The 18,883-nt window shown below is 62.3% G+C and carries 15 protein-coding genes; 11 read left to right on the top strand and 4 right to left on the bottom strand.

What is annotated here, in order from left to right; translation table 11 throughout:
• Nucleotides 1-11: 11 nt before the first annotated feature.
• From EIC84_RS03720 to EIC84_RS03735, 4 genes are all read left to right on the top strand, one after another.
• A complete protein-coding gene (locus EIC84_RS03720; protein WP_004340717.1) occupies nucleotides 12-1,169 on the top strand; it encodes an acyl-CoA dehydrogenase family protein in 1,158 nt (385 codons plus the stop codon).
• Nucleotides 1,170-1,183: 14 nt separating this feature from the next.
• Nucleotides 1,184-2,221, top strand: coding sequence for an acyl-CoA dehydrogenase family protein (locus EIC84_RS03725; RefSeq protein WP_004340719.1), 1,038 nt, complete (start codon nucleotides 1,184-1,186; stop codon nucleotides 2,219-2,221).
• Nucleotides 2,222-2,251: 30 nt separating this feature from the next.
• Nucleotides 2,252-3,040: a crotonase/enoyl-CoA hydratase family protein gene (locus EIC84_RS03730; protein WP_004340721.1), complete on the top strand. Its 789-nt coding sequence runs from the start codon at nucleotides 2,252-2,254 to the stop codon at nucleotides 3,038-3,040.
• Between the two features lie 279 nt (nucleotides 3,041-3,319).
• Nucleotides 3,320-4,870: a methyl-accepting chemotaxis protein gene (locus tag EIC84_RS03735; protein ID WP_034362519.1), complete on the top strand. Its 1,551-nt coding sequence runs from the start codon at nucleotides 3,320-3,322 to the stop codon at nucleotides 4,868-4,870.
• A gap of 174 nt (nucleotides 4,871-5,044) precedes the next feature.
• Here EIC84_RS03735 and EIC84_RS03740 read toward each other — a convergent pair whose 3' ends face one another.
• Nucleotides 5,045-7,282, bottom strand: coding sequence for an AsmA family protein (locus EIC84_RS03740; protein ID WP_004340724.1), 2,238 nt, complete (start codon nucleotides 7,280-7,282; stop codon nucleotides 5,045-5,047).
• A gap of 250 nt (nucleotides 7,283-7,532) precedes the next feature.
• On the bottom strand, nucleotides 7,533-8,483 hold the full coding sequence (locus EIC84_RS03745; protein WP_004340728.1) for a LysR family transcriptional regulator: 951 nt from the start codon (nucleotides 8,481-8,483) through the stop codon (nucleotides 7,533-7,535).
• A gap of 113 nt (nucleotides 8,484-8,596) precedes the next feature.
• Between EIC84_RS03745 and EIC84_RS03750 the strand changes: the two genes are divergently transcribed.
• The 7 genes from EIC84_RS03750 (at nucleotide 8,597) to EIC84_RS03780 (ending at nucleotide 17,243) form a co-directional block, all read left to right on the top strand.
• On the top strand, nucleotides 8,597-9,712 hold the full coding sequence (locus EIC84_RS03750; protein ID WP_004340730.1) for an aryl-sulfate sulfotransferase: 1,116 nt from the start codon (nucleotides 8,597-8,599) through the stop codon (nucleotides 9,710-9,712).
• Nucleotides 9,713-9,741: 29 nt separating this feature from the next.
• Complete coding sequence (locus EIC84_RS03755; RefSeq protein ID WP_004340732.1) at nucleotides 9,742-10,737, top strand: tripartite tricarboxylate transporter substrate binding protein; 996 nt, start codon at nucleotides 9,742-9,744, stop codon at nucleotides 10,735-10,737.
• An 83-nt stretch (nucleotides 10,738-10,820) separates the two neighbouring features.
• A complete protein-coding gene (locus EIC84_RS03760; RefSeq protein ID WP_004340734.1) occupies nucleotides 10,821-11,738 on the top strand; it encodes an RluA family pseudouridine synthase in 918 nt (305 codons plus the stop codon).
• An 85-nt stretch (nucleotides 11,739-11,823) separates the two neighbouring features.
• Nucleotides 11,824-12,372, top strand: coding sequence for a TetR/AcrR family transcriptional regulator (locus tag EIC84_RS03765; RefSeq protein ID WP_004340736.1), 549 nt, complete (start codon nucleotides 11,824-11,826; stop codon nucleotides 12,370-12,372).
• A 5-nt stretch (nucleotides 12,373-12,377) separates the two neighbouring features.
• Nucleotides 12,378-14,558, top strand: a complete 2,181-nt coding sequence (locus tag EIC84_RS03770) for an MFS transporter (protein ID WP_004340737.1) — start codon at nucleotides 12,378-12,380, stop codon at nucleotides 14,556-14,558.
• A gap of 16 nt (nucleotides 14,559-14,574) precedes the next feature.
• Nucleotides 14,575-15,798 (top strand): HlyD family secretion protein, encoded by a 1,224-nt coding sequence (locus EIC84_RS03775; RefSeq protein WP_034362521.1) that lies wholly within the window; start codon nucleotides 14,575-14,577, stop codon nucleotides 15,796-15,798.
• Nucleotides 15,795-17,243: an efflux transporter outer membrane subunit gene (locus tag EIC84_RS03780; protein ID WP_004340741.1), complete on the top strand. Its 1,449-nt coding sequence runs from the start codon at nucleotides 15,795-15,797 to the stop codon at nucleotides 17,241-17,243. The genes EIC84_RS03775 and EIC84_RS03780 overlap by 4 nt, the downstream gene beginning before the upstream one ends.
• Before the next feature lie 55 nt (nucleotides 17,244-17,298).
• Here the strand turns inward: EIC84_RS03780 and EIC84_RS03785 are convergent, their stop codons facing one another.
• Entirely contained in the window at nucleotides 17,299-18,003 is a 705-nt protein-coding gene (locus tag EIC84_RS03785) for a ribosomal protein L7/L12 (RefSeq protein WP_004340743.1), read from the bottom strand.
• A 37-nt stretch (nucleotides 18,004-18,040) separates the two neighbouring features.
• Complete coding sequence (locus tag EIC84_RS03790; protein ID WP_004340744.1) at nucleotides 18,041-18,805, bottom strand: YwqG family protein; 765 nt, start codon at nucleotides 18,803-18,805, stop codon at nucleotides 18,041-18,043.
• Nucleotides 18,806-18,883: the final 78 nt, after the last annotated feature.

An 18,883-nucleotide genomic window follows, 5' to 3' on the forward strand; every position in this document is an offset into this window, starting at 1 on the left:
AAAGCAAGACGATGACCATTCTCGATGGACTGAGCCTGACAGGCATCCCGCCGGAAGGCGAGGCACTGCGCGCCGAGGTGCGTGCTTTTCTGCAGGACGCGGTCAAAGACATTCCTGCGCATATCCGTGCCAAATCCTGGAGCGGATATGACCCGACACTCAGTCGCAAGCTGGGTGAAAAGGGCTGGGTCGGCATGACCTTGCCCAAGGCCTATGGCGGAGGCGAGCGCAGCGCGTTCGCCCGCTATGTGCTGGTGGAAGAGTGTCTGAACTTCGGTGCGCCTGTGGGCTCGCACTGGATTGCCGACCGCCAGAGTGCGCCGCTGATCCTCAAATATGGTACGGAAGCGCAAAAGCAGTTTTACATTCCCAGAGTCTGCCGGGGAGAGGTGTTTTTCTGTATCGGCATGAGCGAGCCCAATGCCGGCTCGGATCTGGCAAGTGTGAGGACTAGAGCGGTTCCCAACGAGCAGGGCTTCTTGCTCAATGGCCAGAAGATCTGGACCACCAACGCGCATCACTGCCAGTACATGATTGCTCTGGTACGAACCTCCGGCAGTGCCGAGGACCGTCACAAGGGCTTGTCGCAAGTCATCGTGGACCTGACATTGCCCGGTGTGACGGTGCGTCCCATCCAGGATCTATCGGGTGACAGCCATTTCTGCGAGGTTTTTTTCGAGAATGTGCAACTGTCGGCCGATGCGCTGATCGGTGCCGAAGGTCAGGGCTGGGAACAGGTTACCGCCGAACTCGCTTTCGAGCGCAGCGGCCCGGAGCGCCTTTTCTCCAGCATCGTGCTGTTCGATCAATGGCTGCAGTATGCACGTACGCCGCAGGGACGCACCGAGTCCGGCATGCGGCTTGCGGGCAAGGTGCTGACGCAACTGGCACCGCTGCGCGCGATGTCGGTATCCGTGCAGCAGAAGCTGACCCAGGGAGCAAGCCCTGTTGTGGAGGCCGCACTGGTCAAGGAGCTGGGCACGACACTGGAGCAGATGATCCCGGCGGCCATTGCCGACGAGCTGTTTGCACGACCGGACGAGGATGTGCCGGTGGAGCTGCTGCTGACGCTCAAGTACGTCACCGAAGCTTCTCCCTCGTTTTCCTTGCGCGGTGGCACGCGTGACATTCTGCGCGGCATGATCGCCCGTGGACTGGGTTTGCGCTGATCGGAGACAAGTTCATGAGCAATAACGATTTGTTTGCAGATGCCGCGCGCAAGGTGCTGGCAGACTGGTGCATCCCTCAGGTGATTCGCGAGATCGAGAGCGCCGGTAGCCGCTCGGTGGCCGTCGCCCGGCTATGGCAGCAGCTGGAGGAAACCGGCCTGGCCGATGCCTTGCTGGCCGAAGAAGATGGCGGCGCCGGTCTGGGCTTGGGTGAGATATTTGGCGTGCTGGAGCAGTGCGGAGCCCATGCCCTGCCTCTGCCTCTGGGAGAGACCATGCTGGCGCGGGCCATGCTGGCGCAGGCGGATATGGCCTGCCCGGCCGGCAGCATTGCGCTGGCGCAGGGTGCGATGCAGGCAGATGGCGGTTTGCATTGCGCGCTGGTGCGAGGCGGGCAAGTCGCGGACTCGGTGCTGGTTCAAGTGCAAGAGGAAGCCGGGGTCTGGCATCTGCTGAGCGTGTCTCGGGCAGGACTTGCGCCGCACGCTCTGGTGCTTGACGCGTCGTTGAGCTGGGCGCCGGAGCAGTTGCAGGCAGCCGGAGTCCTCCGGCTCGGGCCGCAATTCGATGCCCGGAGCCTGCAGGCCGCCGTGGTGGCTGCGCAGATGGCGGGGGCCATGCGCGATGTGTTCCAGCGTAGCTTGCAATATGCGAACGAGCGTCAGCAGTTTGGGCGTGCTATCGGGAAGTTCCAGGCGATCCAGCATCAGCTGGCAGTCATGAGCGAGCATGTCTTTGCCGCCCGCATGGCGGCTCAGCTCGGGTGCAGCGGTGACGGCATCGTGCCTGACAGATTGCGTGTGGCCGTCGCCAAGGCACGCTGCAGCGAGGCGGCTTTGGTGGTCACCGAGCTTGCGCATGCGATTCATGGCGCGATTGGCTTCACCGAGGAATATGACCTGCAGCTGTTTACCCGCAGACTGCATGCATGGCGCCTGACGGCCGGCAGCGAAGCCTATTGGCAGGCACTGGCCGGGCAGGCCCTGATGTCGCACGAGGGCATGACACTGGATCTGATTCGACGGATCACCGATGTCGAGGCCCTGGCTTGAAGCAGCTCAACAACTACGGAGATCTGGAACATGGCATTTCTGAACATTGAACGCGATGGCGGTATCTTGACCGTCACCATGAATCAGCCCGAGACACGCAATGCGCTGACCGGCAATACGGCGGTGGCGGAATTCGTGCAGCTCTGTGCAGATGTGCGCCTGGACGCCAGCGTGAAGGTGCTGATCCTGACCGGCGCCGGCTCTATCTTCAGCTCCGGCGGCAATGTCAAGGACATGAGGCGCTATTTCGATGACGCACTCACTCCCGACATGATTCGCGAGGAATACCGTCAGGGCATTCAGCAAATTCCGAATGCCCTCTACCAGCTGGATGTTCCTGTGATCTGCGCGGTCAACGGCCCGGCCATCGGTGCGGGTCTGGATCTGAGCTGCATGTGCGATATCCGGATTGCGTCGGAAAATGCCACTTTTGCGGAGAGCTTTGTTCGCGTGGGCATTGTTCCCGGTGATGGCGGGGCCTGGTTGCTGCCGCGTGTGGTGGGGATGTCAAAGGCCAGCGAAATGGCTTTCACGGGAGAGGCGATCAGCGCGGGCCAGGCATTGGCCTGTGGTCTGGTGAGCCAGGTCGTGCCTCCGGATGAACTGCTGCCGGCAGCCAGGGCATTGGCACTCAAGATTGCTGCCAATCCGGGCGGGGTGATGCGCATGACCAAGCGTTTGCTGCGAGAGGGCCAGAACGCCACGCTGGCTTCGCTGCTGGAAATATCGGCCGGGTATCAGGCAATTGCCCATAAAACGGCCGATCATCGTGAAGCCGTGACGGCCTTTGTCGAGAAGCGGGCTCCCCGCTTCTCATGAGCCGGCAGGTTTGCGTAGCCAGACCAGGTAACAAAGACAGCAAGGGCGCATTTTGCGCCCTTGCTTGTTTTGGCGAAGGCAGCAGCGCCTTGCTTGCTGAGATGATGTTTCGGGTCGGCCAATCCAGCGACGTAATCCCTTGATAATACTAATTACATTGTGTTGCTATTTGCGCTAGGCGAGCGACGCAGCAAGCGGCTTTGCCGGGTTGGCCCCATTTCATGTATCGGAGTGGCCGCTTTGCCGGCTATTTACTTTTCTATGGAATGGATGAAAGCGATGAGATTGACCAAGCTGAACATTGGTGCCCGACTGGGCCTGGGGTTCGCAGTGGTGTTGGCATTTGCCGTGGTGATCACGGTTATCGGCATCTGGCAGCTGCACTCGGTGGGCAAGGCCACGCAGCAGATGATGCAGGAGCCGCTGACCAAGGAGCGCCTGATCAGCGACTGGAACAGCAATGTCAGCGTGGCGGTGGCTCGCACCACGGCCATCGCCAAGAGCAGCGACGCAAGTCTGGTGCAGTTTCTGGCGGCAGATGCGGCCGCCACTACCAAGAGCACGGCCAATGTGCTAAAGCAGATCGAGCCCCTGATCACCCAGCCTGCGGAACGCGAGATCCTGGACAAGATCATGCAGGTGCGCAAAACCTATATTGCCAGCCGCGACAAGGTCAGTCAGCTCAAGGCCGACGGCATGGCCGAAGAGGCTGAGTCCACGTTGATCAACAACTATGTGCCGGCCGCCCAGGGCTATCTGAAGCTGCTCGGCGAGCTGCTGAACCTGCAGCGCGCCAGCCTCGACGCCAAGGCGGCAGAGGTGGAGCAGATCGAGAGCAGCAGCAGGACGTACTTCCTGATTCTGGCCTTGCTGGCTCTGACCATCGGCACCGTCAGCGCCTGGCGTCTGACGCAAGGCATCACCGCTCCGCTCAAGCATGCGGTCAGCGTGGCCCGCCGCGTGGCCGATGGTGATCTCACGGCCCGGATCCATGTGAGCAGCAGCGATGAAACCGGGCAGCTCATGCAGGCCTTGCACGATATGAATACCAGCCTGGATAGGCTGGTGGGGCAGGTGCGTCAGGGCACGGACAGCATTGCCACGGCATCGGGCCAGATTGCGGCGGGCAACCATGATCTGTCTGCGCGCACGGAAGAGCAGGCCAGTTCCTTGCAGCAGACCGCTGCCTCCATGGAGCAGCTCACTTCCACGGTCAAGCAAAATGCCGATAACGCCAGTCAGGCCAATCAGCTGGCGCTGTCAGCCTCCGATGTGGCCGTCAAGGGCGGCATGGTGGTGTCGCAAGTGGTGGAGACCATGGGGGCCATCAGCCAGTCCTCGCGCAAGATTTCCGACATCATCGGCGTGATCGACAGCATTGCTTTCCAGACCAATATCCTGGCGCTGAACGCCGCCGTGGAAGCGGCCCGTGCCGGCGAGCAAGGCCGCGGCTTTGCCGTCGTGGCATCGGAAGTGCGCTCTCTGGCCGGTCGCAGCGCTGAAGCGGCCAAGGAAATCAAGCAGCTGATTCAGGCCTCGGTCACCAAGGTGGAAGAGGGCAGCGCGCAGGTCAGCCAGGCCGGTCAGACCATGGATGAAATCGTCAGCAGCGTGCAGCGCGTGACGGACATCATGGGTGAGATCACAGCCGCCAGCCATGAGCAGACCAGCGGCATCGAGCAGATCAACCGCGCTGTGGCCGAGATGGATCTGGTGACTCAGCAGAATGCCGCTCTTGTGGAAGAGTCCACCGCTGCTGCGCAATCCATGCAGCAGCAGACCAGCGACCTGTCGCAGATGGTCAGCGTCTTCCGCCTCAAGAGCGCTTGATTCCGTGACGCTGCCGCAGTCCAGGCTGCGGTTGCCGCTTCCGCTTTGCTGATCTCCGAGACATGAAATATGGTGTGAGGCACTTCCGCCATATTCCGTCCGAGCGGCTGCCTGCATTCTTTGCAGTGTGCCAGGACTCGATGCTGAGATCGGGCTGTGAGCTGCTTGCCCGTATTAGCGGTTGCGTACTTGAGTCAGCAACTGCTTGCAGTTCACATCGTCGTCAGCTGCAGGTACGGTCAGCGGTACCAAAGCCAGTGCCGCTGGTGCAAAAACGGCAGCAGCCACTGCAGCGCCGGCACGGGCTGCCAGGGGGCCTGGCTCCAGGCCCACATCGGGCTTGGCAAAGCTGCCGCGCACATAAAGTGGCGTGCGCAACGAAAAGAACTTCCACTTCAGCGATTCGGGGACGATGCGCAGATTAAGCTGTTCCTGCGCCAGATTGATCTCGCCCGTGGCCTCAACAACGGCTTCTGTGGTGGCCAGCTTGGCCATGCGTGGGCGGGCAATGCCTTGTTGCACATTGAAGTCGGCCACGGCACAGCGCAACTGAACTTCCTTGTCGCTGCCAAACAGCTTGGCGATGACGATGGAGCCTACGTTCAGCCCCGCGAGGTCCAGCAGTTGCGAGCTGAAAGTGCCGTCGCGTACAAACAGGCGTAGCGAGCCATTGCCCGTGCCCAGCCACTGGGCCAGCGACTCGCCCTGTCCGGTGAGCGCGACTGCGCCATCGAGCCGGCCCAGGCTTTTTTTCATCTTTTCAATCGTGGGAAACAGGGCGGAGAGCTTGAGCGACTGCACCTGTGCGTTGAGTTTGGCAGCAACGGGCTTGGCATGGCTGTCCACGCTGGCGTCGATATTCAGCGAGCCTTCGGCGAGGCCGAACTTCAGTGGCGAGAGGGTGAGTCTGCCGTTGTCCAGCAGCGCATGCACGCTGAGGTTTTGCAGGGGCAGAGCTTCGGGCCGCAGGATATGGCTGCTTTCATAGCGCAGGTCGAGATCCATCTTGTCCCAGTTCTCGGTCTGGAACCGGACTTGTGGCAGTACCTTGCCGTTGACGGGTTGGGGCTTGTCGGGGCTGCCGGACGGGGCTGCGCCTATGACCGGTCCCAGATCCACCAGTCGCAGTTGTTTGGAGTGCAGCTGTGCCGTCAGCTTTGGCCGAGGCTGGGCGGAGCGGTATTGGAGATCGCCACGCAAATCGCTCTGACCCAGCTTGCCCTGAAACTTTTCGTACTGCCAGACGGCCTTGCCCGGCGCTAGGCTGCCGATCAGACGGCCGCTGGTTTCGAACGGCGGAGTGGCGGGCAGCAACAGGCCGCTGAGCTCGAACAGGTCGGCCATGCTCTTGCCGCGTATCTGAACTTGAAAGTCCAGTCCGTCCAGTGTCTTGGGATTGTCGAGAATCCCCTCGGCAAACGCTTGCAGGCTGCCGGCATTGGCCGATATGCGCAGCGGAAAGCGCAGCCTGTCCTGACGTAGATCCAGTACCGGTCCCGCCAGACCCTGGGCCTGAATCCGCGCGCGGGTCTTGCCTTGATGCAGATAGCCAGCGAGGCCGAAGCGCACACCATAAGGTTGATCGGCGCTGACCGGTCTGCGCAGCGTGTCGAAACGGGCGCGCACGGCCATGTTCTTGACGGCGTCGGACCAGCCCAGAACGCCGTCGCTGATGCGCAGCTGGCCTATTTCAAAACTCCACTTCGGGCCGTTGCTTGCGGGCTTGTCAAATGTCCAGTTGTTCTCGCCCTTGTCGTTGCGGGCCAGCACCATATCCGGAGCCTGTAACAGCAAGGAGTCGAGTTGTACATGGCGCGCCAATAGTGGCCAAAGGCGCAGGCTGGCCGTGGCATTTGCTGCGGTGATCATGGTGCGAGCATCGCGCTCGGGCGGTTGCCGGCCGGCATCGGCTATGGCGTCTTCGTCATCTACGCTCGTCTTTTTCTCGTTCGCTACCTGGTCTTGCTCGGGCAGGCGACCGGTATTGAGCTCCTTGGGTGTCGCAGGCAATACCGGCTGTTTGTCATCGGCTTTTTCAGGTGCCTGCCGAACCAGCCAGCCCTGGGGCTGCGAAAGTGTCAGATCGCTGGCATGCAGCACCACTCCGGGCACCCAGTGGCGCCAGCCCGTATCGAGGGGCTGTGGCCAGGTCCATTGCAGCTGCAGGTCACCGTTGATGGCAAAGTCGCGGCCCGCGGAAGTGCTGACTTTTTCATTGATCCATGGCCTGAGCTTGTTCCAGTCCATGAAGGCAATCAGCAGTGCCGCTGCCAGAATCAAGGCCAGCAGCAGCGCAATCGCAATGGCCGCCCAGCGCAGCCAGTGGCGCGTCAGGCGCTGATGTGCAGGATTGGGTTCAGAGGCTGAAGTGCTGGCGTTATCGACCATGGCGGTTGCATCCTTTTGCCACATGCTATTACGCATAGAGGTACTGCCTCGTCATCCAATTGCCTGACGCATGCAGGTCCGCATGCTATGAGTTCAGAAGTTTCCACACCGGTCGAGGAAACGGTGCAGCAGCTCGAAGCCTCCTTGTGTTGTGGGCGCAATCGTCTGAAGCAATGGCTACAGCGCTTCAAGAAATGCAGCTCCACTCCGCAAGAGACTTCAGCATCGACTTTCTGGCGCTTGTGCTTCTCCAGCGCGCGTCGTACCAGTGCAGTCAAACGGCAAGATTGCCGATGGACCAGGAAACACCGGTATCGAAGTTCGCCTTCAGCTCGTCCGCTGCATGTTCCAGCTCGGTCAGAAACATTTCCATTGCGGCTGCCATCGCATAGCCGGTTCGCTGATAAGCGCAGCTGTGCAGCAGCGAACCGGCATCGTGCAACGCACGCCAGCTCAGACGCTCGGCTGCCATGTCTTCCGCCACATTGTCCGGCAGCATGAAGGCCAGTGCCTGGCCGCTTGCCACCAGGCGACGGGCCATGGGGATGCTGCTGGTCTCCACCAGCGGCTGGATCCGGCTCAGCGCACCGTCGCCCAGACGCTCGAGCATGCTGCGCAACTCCATGTCGGGAGTCATCATGATCAGCGGATAGGCCAGGCAGTCACGCAGACGCAGCAGTCGCGGACGCATTCGCAGAGGGTGGTCCGGAGCCATCACCACGCCCAGGGGCTGTGCCCAGGAGCGCATCTCCTCGACACCGGCAGGAGGTGTTCGGCGCAGGCAGTAGGCCACATCGATCTCGCCCTGAGCCACATGGCGCAGCAGCTCTTCACCGATTCCGGCGCGCACGCTGAAGGTGATATCGGGATAGCGTTGATGCATTGCCGCAATCACCTTAGGGACGAGGTATTCGGCCGTCGCGTGGGGAACACCCACGCTGACATGCCCATGTCGCAAGGCATTCAGATCCTCGACCTGGGCCAGGGCATTGTCAAAGTCTCGCTGACTGCGCCTGACTGCTGCCAGCACGATCTCGCCCGCCACTGTCAGCTGCATGCCTCTGGGCAACCGGTCGAACAGAGGCTGACCGACCTGCGCTTCGAGATTGAGGATCTGCTGGTTGACCGCTGCGGCGGTCAGGTGCAGCGTCACCGAGGCCTTTCGCACCGAGCCTCGGCGCGCCACCTCGTCAAAGCACCGAAAGGCTTGTGAAATCGCTGGCATGGGCTGAGTGTAAAGTTTTTTCTGACATCTATTAAAAAACAATCAGCTATTCCTGACGCTGACGAACTCCTAGAGTGGCAGCCATCAATCCCTCAAGTCACAGAAAGAACCCCATGGCTACCACCGTTGACCAGGTCACCCAACGCCGACGCGGCACAGGTCTTATCGCTCATGACAGCGCTCTCAGCGCCGGCGGCTACACATTGATCGCCCCCCAGACGGCCGATGGACATGTCTACCTCATAGATATCCACGGTCAGGTGGCGCATGAGTGGAAGCTGCCTGTACGCGCCGGTCGCCATGCGGTCATCTTGCCTAACGGCAATCTCGGCTACAACGGCAACCATCGTGAATCGCCTGATCTCTATGCGCCCTGGTCCATGTGGCATGGCGGTGATTTCTACGAGGTCAGGCCCGACGGGGAGGTGGTCTGGCGCTATGAAGACCCGACACACCACCATGACGCACAGTGGTTGCCCAACGGTCATCTGCTCTATGCAGCCTGTGCCCCTGTTCCCCAGGGCTTTGCCGAACGGGTGCCCGGCGGCACCTCCCTTGGTGCTGATGAGCTGATGTATGGCGATGTGATCCGGGAAGTGGACCGCACAGGTCGATTGGTCTGGGAATGGAAGGCCTGGGAGCATCTGGAGCCTGAGGATTTCCCCATTCACCCGGGCTTCGGCCGCTATCACTGGCCCCTGGTCAACGGACTCGGGCTGGCCGCCGATGGGACAGTGCTCATGAGTCTGCGCACCACCTCGGGAATCATTGGCGTGGACAAGGCCAGCGGCAAAGTGAAGCTGCATATCCCGCCATCGGTGGTCTCGCACCAGCATGCTCCGGTTGCGCTGGCAAACGGCCATGTCCTGACCTTTGACAACGGCAACTTCCGCCAGGGAGCCCATGTGGCTTTCTCGCGTGTGCTGGAGATAGATCCTGTTTCCCACGAGATCGCATGGAGCTACCAGGACGAGATGGTCAACGCCTTCTACACCGCCTTCATGGGCAGCGCGCAGCGGCTTTGGAACGGCAACACGCACATCACGGAGTCCGCCACTGGGCGATTGTTTGAAGTGACGCCGCAGGGCGAGCTGGTCTGGGAGTTCATTCTGCCCTGGTTCGGCGAGTACTCCGATGCCGCTGCACGCCGCACAGGCCCGGGGCGCTTGAACACGGTGTTCCAGACTTGGCGCTATCAGGCAGAGCAACTGCCTTGGCTGTCCCGCTGAGCCATTCCAGGCCCAGCAGAAAGATCATCATGCAAATACGACGCAGACAGTTTGCAGCCTGGGCGCTGGGCGCTCCACTGCTTCAGCAACTGCCACTGGCCAGCCAGGCGACGGCACAGGCCTGGCCTTCCCAGGCACTGACGGTGGTGGTGCCCTTCGCACCGGGCGGCAGTGTTGATGTGGCTGCCAGACTGGTCATGCCACGTCTGGCAGAGCGCCTGGGCCAGCCCGTGATCATAGAGAACATGGTCGGGGCATCGGGGACTATTGCAACGCAGCGTGTTATCAAGGCCAGACCCGATGGCTATACCTTGCTCTTCGGTGTGGCCAGCTCTGTGCTGGTCGCGCCGCTGATCTCGCCGACCAAGTTTCGCTACGACGGACTGCAGGAGCTGAAGCCCGTGGCACCTGTAGCCTCTTCGGTCTTTGTGCTGCTCGCACGCCCGGGACTAGCTGCGGGCAGTGCGGACGATCTCATTGAACTTGCGTGCCAGAAGCCGGGGCGACTGACCCTGGGCACCGATGGCATCGGAACCAGCCTGCACCTGACGGGGGAGCTGATTCAGCAGATGTCCGGTATCGATCTGGTACATGTTCCCTACAGATCTGGCCCACAGGTGCTGACCGAGCTGGCAGGTGGTCAGATCGACCTTGCCGTTCTGCCTGTTGCGCTGGCGCAGCCGTTTGTTCTGGAGGGCAAGGTCAAGGCACTGGGCGTGACATCCCGCCAGCGTCTGATCACGCTGCCCCAGGCGCCAAGTCTTTCGGAGACGCCGGCCCTTCGCAATCTGGAAGTCGAGGCCTGGCAAGGCTTGCTGGCTCCCGCTCATACAGATGCCCGTATCGTGAAGCGTCTGGCCGATGAAATCGCGATCCTGCAAGCGGACCCCGAGATGGTCAGAAAACTGACGGAAGCAGGCTTCAAGCCCATGCGTATGGGGCATCCTCAGTTTCTGGCCTATCTGGAGCAGGAGAAAAGAGTTCTGGAGACCACCATTCGCAAAGCCAATATCCGAACGGATTAGCCGGCGCGAAGTCGCAGCGCTGGCGCGGCCATGCCGCCATGAACGCGAGGAGTCGGGCCAGCCAGCCACTAAAATTCCGCGCCATGCATAACTCCCACGATCCCAAGGTTCTGCCCGTGCGCGATGGCGTCAGCCCTAGCTGTGTGGTCTTGCCATCCCAGGGCGGGGGGCTGCTGATCGACTTCTTGTGCGAACGCCTGCCCGCCGTTGGGCGCACAGACTGGCTGCGTCGCATGGGAGCCGGTCAGGTGGTCAGTGAAACCGGAGAGATGGCTGGCCCGGACGCTGCATTTATGCCGGGGCTGCGCTATTACTACTATCGCGAGCTGGAGGCCGAGCCAGAGATTCCGTTTGCGGCTGAAGTCATCCATCGCGATGCGCATCTGCTCGTCGCCGACAAGCCACACTTTCTGCCCGTGGTTCCTGCCGGCCACTATCTGCAGAACACGCTGCTGGTGCGGCTCAGGCGCGAGTTCGACCTGCCCGAGCTGTCGCCGATTCATCGCATCGACCGCGACACTGCGGGGCTGGTGGTGTTTTCGGTACAGCGCGCCACACGCGGCATCTATCAAGGGCTGTTCAGGGACAGGGCCATTCACAAGGTCTACGAGGCCGTGGCGGCTTACCGCGCGGAGCTGAGCTTTCCGCGCGAGCACGCGAGCCGCATGGAGGAGAGTGGGCATTTCTTTCGCATGCATGAGGTGGCTGGCGAACCCAATAGCCGCACCTTGATGGAAATCATCGAGCACAACAGCGCCTGGGCGCGTTACCGGCTCAGTCCGGTTTCGGGCAAGCGCCATCAGCTGCGTGTGCATATGGCGGCGCTGGGTCTGCCGCTCAGGGGCGATGCGTTCTATCCCATGGTCAATGACCCGGAGCCGGGCGACTATTCCAGGCCCTTGCAGCTGTTGGCGCGCAGCCTGGCCTTCGATGATCCCCTGACTGGACAACGGCGCGAGTTCACCAGCCGGCGCAGCCTGCAGGCGCTGCCGCGCGACTGAGCGCAGTCCTGTCTGACCCTTGCCAGGTCAGGGGAAACGCCGAGTGCTGCAGTTTATCGGACAAAACTGTCCGATAATTGGCGCCATGTCCACCACCCGTCCTCCATCCGCCGAACGCCGCGCCCAGTTGTTGGACGCGGCCGATGCCGTGTTTGCCGAGCATGGCGTGACCGCACCCCTGGATCTCATCGTCGAGCGTGCCCAGGTGGGCCGTGCCACGCTGTATCGTCAGTTTCCGGACCGTCGCGCCATCATGCTGGCGCTGCTGGAGCGCTCGGTCGAGAAGACCCGCGCCGCCGCAGCTTCCTGGAAGGACGACGACCAGGCCTTCTTCAAGCTGCTGGCTCTGGTGGGCGAGCGCATTGCTGTGTCCGCCACGCTGGTGGACTACTGGCGTACGGTGGACCAGAGCGATGCAGAAGTCATTCATGCGCGCCAGCAGATGTGGCTGGTGTTCGAAGAGCCCATGAAGCGTGCGGTGGCCAAGGGCCTGTGCAAGCAGGCCTTGAATGCCAAGGATTTGTCTCTGGTGTTCGGCATGCTGGGCGGTGCCCTGCGTGGCGAAACTCCTGCCCAACGCAAGCAACTGGCGCGTCGTGCCTTGCAAATCATTCTGGACGGAATCAAGGCCTGAGGTTTATGAGTCAAGCTGCAGCACAAGCCACTGGGGCTCAAGCCAATCAAGAAGGCCCGAAACCTCCCAGCAGCCAGGCTTCAGCTTCTCCAGCCATTGCGCAGGGGCCCGTCATCCTGCTGCGCCGCCCGCCGGACTGGGCCGAGCATGAAAAGCCCGCGCTGCCTGGCTCGCCGGCCATGCCCCATCACGAGCCCTGGGTCCGCGTCTGCTATGGGCTGATTGCGGTCCTGGTCGGGCTGACCGGCGGCCTGGGCAATGCCTTGTTCACCGCCAATCTGCCCACGATTCAGGGACAGTTGGGGCTGACGGCGGTCGAGGCCGCCTGGCTGACGGGCGCCTACGTCATGTTCAATATGACGGCCAATCTGCTGGTCTATAAATTCCGCCAGCAGTTTGGCATGCGCCTGTTCACCGAGATCGGCCTGGGTTGCTACGCGGCGCTCAGCGTGCTGCATCTGCTGCTGGGCAGCTACGACAGCCTGATTCTGCTGCGTGCGGCCAGCGGCCTTGCTGCGGCGACCTGCTCCTCGCTGAGCACACTCTACATGCTGCAGTCGGCACCGCGCACCTATGTGCTCAAGATGCTGGTGATCGGCGTGGGCGTGGTCCAGCTGGCCACGCCGCTGGCCTGGATTCTGTCGCCGGGTCTGCTCTATAACAGCGAGTGGCACAACCTCTATCTGTTTGAAGCCGGTCTGGCGCTGATGTCCTTTGCCGCCGTGGTGCTGCTCAAGCTGCCCTCGGGCCTGTACATCAAGACCTTCGAGAAGCTGGACTTCGTCACCTTCTGCCTGATGGTTCCGGGTCTGGGTCTGTTGATTGCGGTGCTGGTCCAGGGCTACTCGCGCTGGTGGTTCGATACGCCGGGGCTGGCCTGGATGCTGGTGGCGGCGATCGCGCTGCTCAGCGTCGCGCTTTACATCGAACACCATCGTGCCAACCCCATGTTCCACACGCGCTGGTTCGCGCAGATGCCGACGATCCGTTTCGTGATCGGAGCCATCTTGCTGCGCTTTCTTACGGCTGAGCAAAGTTACGGCGTGGTGGGGTTGATGCGCACGCTGGGCATGACATCCGACCAGATGCAGCCGCTATTCATGGTGATTCTGGTGGGGACACTTATAGGTGTTGCATTGTCTGCTATTACTTTCGGTGTTCCCAATATGGGCAAGCAGATCGTGGTGGCGATTGCGCTGTTCGCTGTGGCAGCGTTTCTCGATCACCATCGCAGCAGCGTGGACCGGCCTTCGGACTTTTTCTTCAGCCAGTTTCTGCTGGCAGTGGGCTCGGGCGTCTTCATGGGTCCGCTGATGCTGACCGGCATCATCCAGGGGCTGAAATTCGGTGCCAACCACATGCTCACCGCCGTGGTCACGATTTCCATGACCCAGGCCATGGGCGGCTTGCTGGGTTCGGCCTTGCTGAGCACTTACCAGACCTACCGCGAGCAGATCTACTCCGTGGCTCTGGTGGCGCAGATAGACCCGACCGACCCCGTGGTGGCCGAGCGGCTCAAGATACAGAACCAGATCTACGGCAAGGTGACGCCCGATCCCGCCATGCGCGCCAACCAGGGAACGCTGCAGCTGTCGCAGATCGTGCGGCGCGAAGCCAATGTCAGGGCCTATAACGATGTGTTTGCGCTGACGGCCGCCATCGCCTTGCTGTATTTGCTTTGGAGCCTGGGAGCCTCGGCGCGCGTGCGCCAGGCTGCGGCCATGGTGCGCGCCATGACAAGGCAAAGCGGCAACCAGGTGGCGGCAGCCGCAGGGACCGACGGTACGCCCCAGCGCGCACCTTCGGTGGCGCCGGTTGCAGAGCCTGAGGCAGCGAACGCCCATGAGCCCGACGCATCGCAGCGTGTCACGGTCGTGGTGCAGCCCACGGCCACCGATGCCTATGGCGATGTGGAAGAGGGCGGTCAGAACGAGCCCGCCAGTCCGGCGCGCACCGTGGTGATCGAAGGCGCGCAGGCCACGCACCTGGCTGCCGCCGCGCAGGCGGCCGAGACTCGCGAGCAGGCCGTGCTGGCCAGCCGCGACCCCTTGCAGGACAACGCCCAGGCGCTAGAGCTTGAGGCCGAGCTGGAGCAGGAAATCGACAAGAACGCCCGCAGCAGCCCTGCGGTCGGCGATGGCGGCCGGGATGGCTCCGATCACCAGGCAAGGAACTCAAACCGATAACAGCAAGAGATTGAGCATGAGCGACAGTCAACAACCCCATTCCCCCGCAGCCTCTGCGGCGACAGCAGCCCCTTCATCCGCTGCAGCCTTGCCTCCCACGCCGAAGAAGATCAAGCCTTCTTTGCGCAGCGTGCTCATCATGCTGGTGGTGGCCCTGGCAGGCATGCTGCTCGTGCTGCGGGCCTGGAATCTGTGGCCTTTCAACAGCTCTGTGGTGACCACGGACAATGCCTATGTGCGTGGTGCCGTCACCGTGCTGGCTCCGCAGGTCAATGGCTACGTGACCGAGGTGCTGGTCAAGGATTACGAGCAGGTCAAGGCCGGCCAGGCGCTGGTGCGCATCGATAGCCGCAGCTATGAAGCAGCCGTCGCGCAGGCCCAGGCGCAACTGGCCAATGCCCAGGCGCAGCTGAGCAATTCCGAACAGACACAGGCCCAGAACCGTGCCACGCTGAGCGCCAGCCGCGCCGGTCTGGCTGCCGTGGAGGCTGAGGCCCAGCGCTCGCAGGCGGAGCTCAAGCGTGTGCAGGAGCTGGCCGAGCGAGGCTCCGTGTCTCTGAACGAACGCGACAAGGTGCGCGCCACCTCGCGCCTGGCCGCGACCAACGTGGCCAAGGCCCAGGCAGACATCGCGATCAACCAGGAAAAGATCAAGGCCACGACCGTGGGCCGTGACTCTCTCAAGGCCCAGGTGCAGATGGCCGAGGCGCTGCTGCGCCAGGCACAGATCAATCTGGACAACACCGTGGTCCATGCACCCAGCGATGGACAGGTCAGCGAGGTATCGGTACGCAAGGGCCAGTACGTGGCAGCCGGTACGCAGCTCATGTATGTGGTGCCGCCCACTTACTGGGTGGTGGCCAATTACAAGGAAACCCAGACCGCCCGGGTGCAGATCGGCCAGGTCGTGAGCTTCAGCGTGGACGCGCTGGGCGGCTTGCGCCTCAAGGGTCATGTGCTGGAGATTGCACCGGCCACGGGGTCGGAGTTCAGTGTGCTCAAGGCCGACAACGCCACGGGCAATTTCACCAAGGTCGTCCAGCGTCTGCCCATCAAGATTGCCATCGACGAGGGTCAGGCCGATGCCGCGCGCCTGCGCCCTGGGATGTCGGTCATCGTGCGCCTCGATACTGCACAAAAAGTAGAGCATTCAGCGCAGACCCATCAAGCGATTGAGGCCAATTTGGCTCAAAAACCTCAAGCGCCCGCAGTGTCCGCATCCGAACAGGCCAAGCCATGAAGAACGCCTTCCATACCGTGCGTGTCTTGCCCTTGGCGCTTGCAGTCCTGATGGCTGGCTGCAGCGTGCCCAGTCTGACCCGGGCCCCGGACAGCGCCCGGCCTGCGGTGCCGGCCAGCTGGAGCGCGGAACGGGCCGCAGATGGTGCCAGCGCAGTCCAGACCGGTTGGTGGCAGGCCTTTGGTGATGCGCAGCTGAGTCGCTGGGTGGAACTGGCGCTTGCGCGCAACAACGATGTGCTCACCGCCCTGGCCCGGGTGGAGGAGGCACGCGCGAATCTCGATGTGACGGGCTCGGCGGCTGCACCGCAGCTGTCGCTAAGCGCACCGGGCTCGGCCAACCGCAGCCTGAGCGCGCGAACCGGCCAGATGGTGCATGTGCGTTCGGCCCAGCCGGTGCTGCAAGCGAGCTGGGAGCTGGATCTCTGGGACCGCCTCGGCAGTCTGAGTCGGGCTGCCGATAAACGCCTGCAGGCCAGCCAGGCGGATCGCGACGCGGTACGCCTGACGGTGGCCGCGACCGTGGCGCAGGCCTATATCGCTCTGCGCTCGCTGCAGGCCCAGCTCGCCGTGGCCGAGGATACGGTGAAGTCGCGCGAGGATGCGTTGCGTCTGCTCACCGACCAGGTGCGTGTGGGCTATATCTCGCAGCTGCAGCAGAGCCAGGCACTGGCCGAGCTGGAAAGCGTGCGGCAATCGGTGCAGCAGCTGTCTCTGGCGCTGCAGCGCCAGCGCATAGCACTGATGCAGCTGGTGGGCGGCAGCGGTGATGACCAGGCACAGGCCTTGGCCCGTTCCAGCTTGAGCGCCCATGCTGGGCTCGATTCCATGAGCCTGCCCGCCATGCCTGCACCTGGCTTGCCATCGGGCTTGCTGGAGCGCCGCCCCGACATTGCGCGCGCCCAGTTGCTGCTGGCGGCCAGCGACAGCAATCTTACGGCACAGCGCGCGGCCTTTTTGCCGCAGGTGAGCCTGAGTGCGAACTTCGGCAGCCTGTTCATCAACGCGCTGGATTACAACCCGGCCCGGGTCTGGTCGCTTGGCGGCAGCATTCTGGCGCCGCTGTTCAACGGCGGTCGCCTGCAGGGCCAGTTCGATGCGGCATCTGCCCAGCGCGATCAGGCCGCTTACGCCTATCGCGGCGTGGTCATCAAGGCCTTTGGCGATGTGGAAACAGCCCTGGTCAGCTCCCAGCAACTGCAAGCCCAGTGGGAGCATGCCAAGGAACGCGAAAAAGTGCTGGGTCGTACCCTGGGCTTTGCCAAGGATCGCTATGAGGCCGGCTACGCCAGCTATCTGGAGGAGCTGGATGCCCAGCGAAATCTGTTTACTGTGCAGCAGGAAGTGCTGCGCCTGCGCCAGAGCCAGCTGGAAAACGCCGTGGCGCTGTACCAGGCGCTGGGTGGCGGCTGGCAACTGGCGGATGCAACTGTCCCGCAACCTTGAGTTCAAGCTGAATGCTCCTCAAAAGTGAGCTTTTTTCCTTTGTCTGATAAAGGCTTCAAGGCATCTTGAAGTAATACCAAAGGCCGGCAGCAGCCAGTGCCAGCACCAGCAGCCACAGATACCGGCCTTGTCCTCTGGGGACTTCGCCCGGTGATGGTGCTCCAGGCTGAAAGCTGTTTGGGATGCTGGCCTGCACCGATTGCCGTTGCAGAATCTGCCAGTCCAGCGCAATGCCATCCATGGCCGCATCGATATGGTCCTTGGCCTGGGCCAGACCCAGGCCCGTGGCGTCGCGCAGCAGCTTGATGGCTTCGACCTTGTTGCCGCGTGCCATGGCCTCTTCCACCTCGGCCCTGGTCTCCGCGGGCACTGTGTTTGCACCGGACATCAGCGCCTCTATGGCCTCTGCATGATCGCCGCTCACAGTGACGCTTGTGGTGGTCTTGCCATTGACGGTCGTGGTGGTGGTCTTGATGGAAGAGAAGGAGCTGCCTGGCGCGGTGTCGGCCCGATTCAGCTGGTCCAGCAGCAAAGTGGCATCCTTCATGCCCAGCTTTTCCAGCTGCTCGCGCAACTGCTGCATGGCTTGCGCCCGCTCTGCTGCGCCATGCTGGACAAAGTCCGGCTCGTCGCTGGCTTCCAGCAGGTCTTTGGCCTCCTTCAGACCCAGCCCGCCTTGCTCGCGCAGCTGTTTGATGGCTTCGATCTTGTGACCGTTTTTCCAGTGCTTGAGGATCTCCGGTGGAATCTGTGTGGGCATGAGCTGCTCTTTATGGTTGTGGCTGTTGAACCAGGCGTCAGCCGCAGTCCACTTGCAGATGGCCGAAGTCCCTGGCGTGCAGCTTGGCATCCTCGATAAAGGCCATGAGGCGTGCGCCGTCCTGCCAGCACCAGTGGAATTCCTCGTGCGACTGGAGCGTCAGTAGCGAGCGCCAGTGCGAGCTGCCGGGGTGTTCCTCGGCCTCGGGCGTGGGGTCGTAGCCCAGGCTGTCCCAGGAGGGGTGGCCCAGCAGATAGTCGCGAGGCAGATCGCCGCTTTCCTCAAACCCATGGAGCCAGTCCTGGAGTTCATCGAACTCCACGGGCCAGTCCTTGCACAGCTCCTCGTGGCGAGGAAGGTCGATGCCGTTCTCAAACTGCAGCGCACGGCTGTCCGTGACCCACTGATGGGGAGCCTGGATTTCATGCATGCCGCTGATGTCCGGCCAGTAGAACGCCTTGAGATAGTCCTGGTCGCGCCAGAAGATGGCGTCGTCCTCGTCAAAGCCGTGGAACAGCGACAGCAGGCCGCTGGCCGGCAGCTCTGCAGGGCGACCGGGTCCGCCGGGGAGCTCGGCAAAGTTGATCTGTCCGACAAACAGGTAGTGGCCGTTCGGATGCTCGGGCCAGACAAAGCCCGCAGGCACCATGGGCTGGCCGCCAAAGCGGCTTTGCAGGGGCTCGCCCATGGCGTGGCCCAGGCGAATGGCCACGGCGGGCTGGGCCAGATTCAGGAAGTATTGCTTGTGCGCCTTGAGCAGTGGCGAGGTATCCAGGTGTTTTTCAAGCGTTGTGAAGTCCATGAAGCTTGGAGCAGTGAGTTTGCAGGCCATTCTGACCCAGTCAGCGGCCGGGCTTTGCCAGAGACCGTCCGCTAGATG

Origin of the sequence: Comamonas sp. A23, from assembly GCF_004522605.1 — a bacterium.
GTDB lineage: Bacteria > Pseudomonadota > Gammaproteobacteria > Burkholderiales > Burkholderiaceae_C > Comamonas > Comamonas thiooxydans.

Coding starts and splice junctions, on each gene's coding strand:
- EIC84_RS03720 (WP_004340717.1), top strand. CDS start 12: ATGACCATTCTCGATGGACTGAGCCTGACAGGCATCCCGCCGGAAGGC.
- EIC84_RS03725 (WP_004340719.1), top strand. CDS start 1,184: ATGAGCAATAACGATTTGTTTGCAGATGCCGCGCGCAAGGTGCTGGCA.
- EIC84_RS03730 (WP_004340721.1), top strand. CDS start 2,252: ATGGCATTTCTGAACATTGAACGCGATGGCGGTATCTTGACCGTCACC.
- EIC84_RS03735 (WP_034362519.1), top strand. CDS start 3,320: ATGAGATTGACCAAGCTGAACATTGGTGCCCGACTGGGCCTGGGGTTC.
- EIC84_RS03740 (WP_004340724.1), bottom strand. CDS start 7,282: ATGTGGCAAAAGGATGCAACCGCCATGGTCGATAACGCCAGCACTTCA.
- EIC84_RS03745 (WP_004340728.1), bottom strand. CDS start 8,483: ATGCCAGCGATTTCACAAGCCTTTCGGTGCTTTGACGAGGTGGCGCGC.
- EIC84_RS03750 (WP_004340730.1), top strand. CDS start 8,597: ATGGCTACCACCGTTGACCAGGTCACCCAACGCCGACGCGGCACAGGT.
- EIC84_RS03755 (WP_004340732.1), top strand. CDS start 9,742: ATGCAAATACGACGCAGACAGTTTGCAGCCTGGGCGCTGGGCGCTCCA.
- EIC84_RS03760 (WP_004340734.1), top strand. CDS start 10,821: ATGCATAACTCCCACGATCCCAAGGTTCTGCCCGTGCGCGATGGCGTC.
- EIC84_RS03765 (WP_004340736.1), top strand. CDS start 11,824: ATGTCCACCACCCGTCCTCCATCCGCCGAACGCCGCGCCCAGTTGTTG.
- EIC84_RS03770 (WP_004340737.1), top strand. CDS start 12,378: ATGAGTCAAGCTGCAGCACAAGCCACTGGGGCTCAAGCCAATCAAGAA.
- EIC84_RS03775 (WP_034362521.1), top strand. CDS start 14,575: ATGAGCGACAGTCAACAACCCCATTCCCCCGCAGCCTCTGCGGCGACA.
- EIC84_RS03780 (WP_004340741.1), top strand. CDS start 15,795: ATGAAGAACGCCTTCCATACCGTGCGTGTCTTGCCCTTGGCGCTTGCA.
- EIC84_RS03785 (WP_004340743.1), bottom strand. CDS start 18,003: ATGCCCACACAGATTCCACCGGAGATCCTCAAGCACTGGAAAAACGGT.
- EIC84_RS03790 (WP_004340744.1), bottom strand. CDS start 18,805: ATGGACTTCACAACGCTTGAAAAACACCTGGATACCTCGCCACTGCTC.